The sequence below is a fragment of the Paraburkholderia sp. genome (genome assembly GCF_035948235.1).
Lineage (GTDB): Bacteria > Pseudomonadota > Gammaproteobacteria > Burkholderiales > Burkholderiaceae > Paraburkholderia.
The window spans coordinates 1-3,544 of the sequence record NZ_DASZJJ010000291.1 but is presented as its reverse complement, the minus strand read 5'-3'; the positions used below and the strand labels follow the sequence as shown (position 1 = coordinate 3,544).

Genomic DNA, 3,544 nt, shown 5'->3' with positions numbered 1-3,544 from the left:
TCGCCCTGCGTGCGCGTGGCGAAGTCCACCTCACGCGCCGTTTCCCACGACGCCATCTTGCGCACGGTCGCTTCCAGGTAGTGCGCGAAGCGCGCCTCGCCGCCGGGTTCCATGAGGCGCTCGATCTCGTCGATGTCCCAGGTCAGCGACGCGTTCAGCGCATACGCATAGGGATGCCGCTCCTCGCCGGGCTCGCCACGCAGACGCACGCGCGTGGGACGGCCATGTCCCGCGCTGGGCACGACATCGACCTGCACCGTCGGTCCGAAATGGCTCGCGAGCTTCGCGGCGATGCGCGGCGCGAACGCCTCTTCGAATCGATGCACGGCTTCATGACTCATGCGCGGGTGTCTCCGTTCGTCAGGCGCTGATGGGCTTCGGCACATCGTCGCATACGCCTGCCGCATCGGCCAGCCTGAACGTGAACGCGCGCGCCTCGCGCCTTAACCCGCGACGCGTGCCGACCGCGCGGCCCGCGCAGCCGCCAGCGTCCCGCGCAGCCCTTCGAGCGAATAGAGCGCGAGCGCGACCCAGATCGCCCCATAGCCGATGAAACGCACCCAGCCGAACGGCTCGCCGTAGATCAGCACGCCCGTGAGCAGTTGCAGCGTGGGCGTGACGTACTGGATCAGCCCGAGCATCGACAGCGGAATGCGCCGCGCGGCCGCCGCGAACATCAGAAGCGGCACGGCGGTGACCGGGCCCGCCGCGGCCAGAAGCAACTGCACGCCCAGCGTCGCATGCGCGAAATGACTCGTGCCCGCGAGACCAATCGCGCTCAGATAAACGAGCGCCACGGGAAACAGCAGCACGGTCTCGAGCGTCAGCCCTTCGAGCGCGCCCAGCTTCGCGGTCTTGCGCAACAGCCCATAACCGCCGAAGGTCGCCGCCAGCGCCAGGCTGATCCAGGGCGGCGTGCCGTTCTGCCAGGTCAGCCACGCCACGCCCAGCGCCGCGATCGCCACCGCGCACCATTGCAGCGGCCGCAGCCGCTCGCGCAGGAACGCGTAGCCGAACACCACGTTGATGAGCGGATTGATGAAGTAGCCCAGACTCGCCTCGACGATATGCCCGGCGTTGACGGCCCAGATATAGATGCCCCAGTTGGCCGAAAGCAGCACGGCGCTAGCCGCGAAGCGCGCCACCAGGCGCCGGTCGCGCAGCGCCGGTCGCAGCCAGCTCCAGTGATGCCGCACCAGCAGCACGCCGAGGATGAACACGAGCGACCACGCCATGCGGTGCGCGAGCATTTCGAGGGCGGGGATCTGGTGGAGCGTCTTGAAGTAGATCGGAAAGAGGCCCCACATCACAAAGGCGGACAGGGCGTAGGCGATGCCGGAATTCATAGTCGTTCTGGTTGGATTGACGCTGGATTGCGCCGGCGGGCTCGCCCGTCGCCACAGTCGAAGAGGTCTCTGCGGGACAAAACCGTAGCACAAAATTTCAGGAAGATTTCATCGAGCCCTGCGCCAGGCCGCCGGTTTTGCGACAATAGCGGACTTTCGCCGATCCGCGCCGCCGCGATGCACCTACCTCATATCGAACCGCTGTATTCGCTGTCCGGCCTCGCGGTCGGCTTCCTGGTCGGCCTGACGGGCGTGGGCGGCGGCTCGCTGATGACGCCGATCCTCGTGCTGCTCTTCAACGTCCATCCTGCCACCGCCGTCGGCACCGACCTGCTCTATGCGGCCGCGACCAAGTCGGCGGGCACGCTGGTGCATGGGCTCAAGGGCTCGGTGGACTGGCGTGTGACGCTGCGTCTGGCGGCCGGCAGCGTGCCGGCGGCCACGATCACGCTGATCCTGCTGCATCGCTACGGCATGGACACGCCGCGCGCCGGGCATCTGATCCAGGCCGTGCTGGGCGCGGCGCTGCTGATCACCGCGGTGGCCCTGCTGTTCCGCCCGCAACTGGCCGCCTTCGCCGCGCGCCATCGCCATGGGCCGAGCGAGACGCGCACGCTGCTCTTCACGATACTCACGGGGGCGATTCTGGGCGCGCTGGTGTCGCTGACCTCGGTGGGCGCGGGCGCGATTGGCGTGACGGTGTTGTTGCTGCTTTATCCGGCGCTGCCGACGGTGCGCATCGTGGGCTCCGACGTCGCCCATGCGGTGCCGCTCACGCTGCTCGCGGGCGCGGGGCACTGGCTGCTTGGCTCAATCGACTGGTCGATGCTGCTTTCGCTGCTGTGCGGGTCCCTGCCGGGCATCGCCATCGGCAGCATGCTTTCGTCGCGCGCGCCAGAAAAGCTGCTGCGTATGCTGCTCGCCGCCACGCTTACGCTCGTGGGCGCGCGGCTCGTGCTGTCCTAAGTTTGATTTCGCTTGAGCCTGCTTGATTTCGCTTGAGCCCGGCGAGGCGCAGGCAAGTACAGCGCCTCCACCGCGCGGCGATGCCGCCGCGCGTCTTTCCCCGATCAATCGCCGTTCGTGCGGCCCTTCGGCTCAGGCGTAAGGCGCCCGGCTGAAGAAACGGCCGTTCAGATCGGTTTCGAACTGGCGCAGCCACTGGCCGCGGGGGTCGATGCGGTAGGCCTGGGCCCACGCGCCGCGCCGCACGATCAGCAGTTCGCCGTGCTCGGGATCGTCGGGATCGGCTTCACCGCTCACGTTGAAGTGGATGGGAGCGAAGCCGTGCCGCGCGCAGGCCAGCTCGAAGGCCGCGCGATCGACGAGCGGCAAGTCGGCGTAGGTATGAATGGTCATGACGGTGTCCGGCAAGGAGCCACAAGAGACTCGTGGGGTCTGCATGCTTACAAGGTATACCCCCAAACACGCGAAAGCTGTGTGTCAGTCCACATTTAAGACGCGCATCCGCCATTCCTTCTTCAGATTGTCCGAAAAAAACGGGCCCCGGCGCAGTGCCGGGGCCCGTTCTCGCGGTACGCTGCGCTCCGCCTAAGCGGAGCGGCTGGCCGTCGCTCAATCCAGCATTTACTGCCGCATGACCGTCAGCTTGTTCGCAACCGACTTCACGCCTGCCACGCCTTGCGCGACCTGGCCTGCCTGATCGATCTGCCCCTGATCCGGCACCGTGCCGGTCAGCGTGACGGCGCCCGAACGCGAGCGCACGGTGATGTTCGACACGTCGAGGCCCTGGGCCTTCGAGAGCGCCTTGCGCACGGTGTAGCCGAGCTTGCGGTCAACCTTCTTGGCCGACGGAGCCGGAGCCGCCGACGTCATGGCCGCGCCGCTCGCCGCCGAGTTGTCCTGGGCATACACGCTGCATGCGACCGTCACGCAGGCCACAGCGGCCAGAGTCTTCAGAATAGCGACCGATTTCATGTTTTCTCCTTGTACTATCGCGTTGTTGCTTCACACGTTGCTTCGCTCATGGCCCAAGCCACGTGGCGAAAATGGACCGCCTCTTCCTGTGGCTGGACGAAGTGGCCCGCCCGGCCCAGTCTGACGGCTTCGGTACGACACCCACGGGCAGGCATGCGAGCGCATGCGCGCGTCAAGACATAGCGACACTGCCATGGTCAGGACACGCTGATGCGAGAGGCAAGGATTCAGTAGCGCGAAGCGACGCGCGTGCGTCGATT

General features: G+C 66.8%; 5 protein-coding genes. 1 reads left to right on the top strand and 4 read right to left on the bottom strand.

What is annotated here, in order from left to right; genetic code table 11:
* A partial coding sequence (locus VG320_RS25575; protein WP_327202859.1) for a DUF5594 family protein occupies positions 1-341 on the bottom strand: 341 nt, incomplete at its 3' end.
* A 102-nt stretch (positions 342-443) separates the two neighbouring features.
* Positions 444-1,346, bottom strand: a complete 903-nt coding sequence (gene rarD, locus VG320_RS25570; protein WP_327202858.1) for an EamA family transporter RarD — start codon at positions 1,344-1,346, stop codon at positions 444-446.
* Positions 1,347-1,523: 177 nt separating this feature from the next.
* Between rarD and VG320_RS25565 the strand changes: the two genes are divergently transcribed.
* Complete coding sequence (locus tag VG320_RS25565) at positions 1,524-2,312, top strand: sulfite exporter TauE/SafE family protein (RefSeq protein WP_327202857.1); 789 nt, start codon at positions 1,524-1,526, stop codon at positions 2,310-2,312.
* Between the two features lie 132 nt (positions 2,313-2,444).
* On the opposite strand, the gene VG320_RS25560 is transcribed toward VG320_RS25565, so the two are convergent.
* Positions 2,445-2,705, bottom strand: a complete 261-nt coding sequence (locus tag VG320_RS25560; protein ID WP_327202856.1) for a hypothetical protein — start codon at positions 2,703-2,705, stop codon at positions 2,445-2,447.
* A 228-nt stretch (positions 2,706-2,933) separates the two neighbouring features.
* On the bottom strand, positions 2,934-3,284 hold the full coding sequence (locus tag VG320_RS25555; RefSeq protein ID WP_327202855.1) for a BON domain-containing protein: 351 nt from the start codon (positions 3,282-3,284) through the stop codon (positions 2,934-2,936).
* Positions 3,285-3,544 lie beyond the last annotated feature (260 nt).

Coding starts and splice junctions, on each gene's coding strand:
- VG320_RS25560 (WP_327202856.1), bottom strand. CDS start 2,705: ATGACCATTCATACCTACGCCGACTTGCCGCTCGTCGATCGCGCGGCC.
- rarD (WP_327202858.1), bottom strand. CDS start 1,346: ATGAATTCCGGCATCGCCTACGCCCTGTCCGCCTTTGTGATGTGGGGC.
- VG320_RS25555 (WP_327202855.1), bottom strand. CDS start 3,284: ATGAAATCGGTCGCTATTCTGAAGACTCTGGCCGCTGTGGCCTGCGTG.
- VG320_RS25565 (WP_327202857.1), top strand. CDS start 1,524: ATGCACCTACCTCATATCGAACCGCTGTATTCGCTGTCCGGCCTCGCG.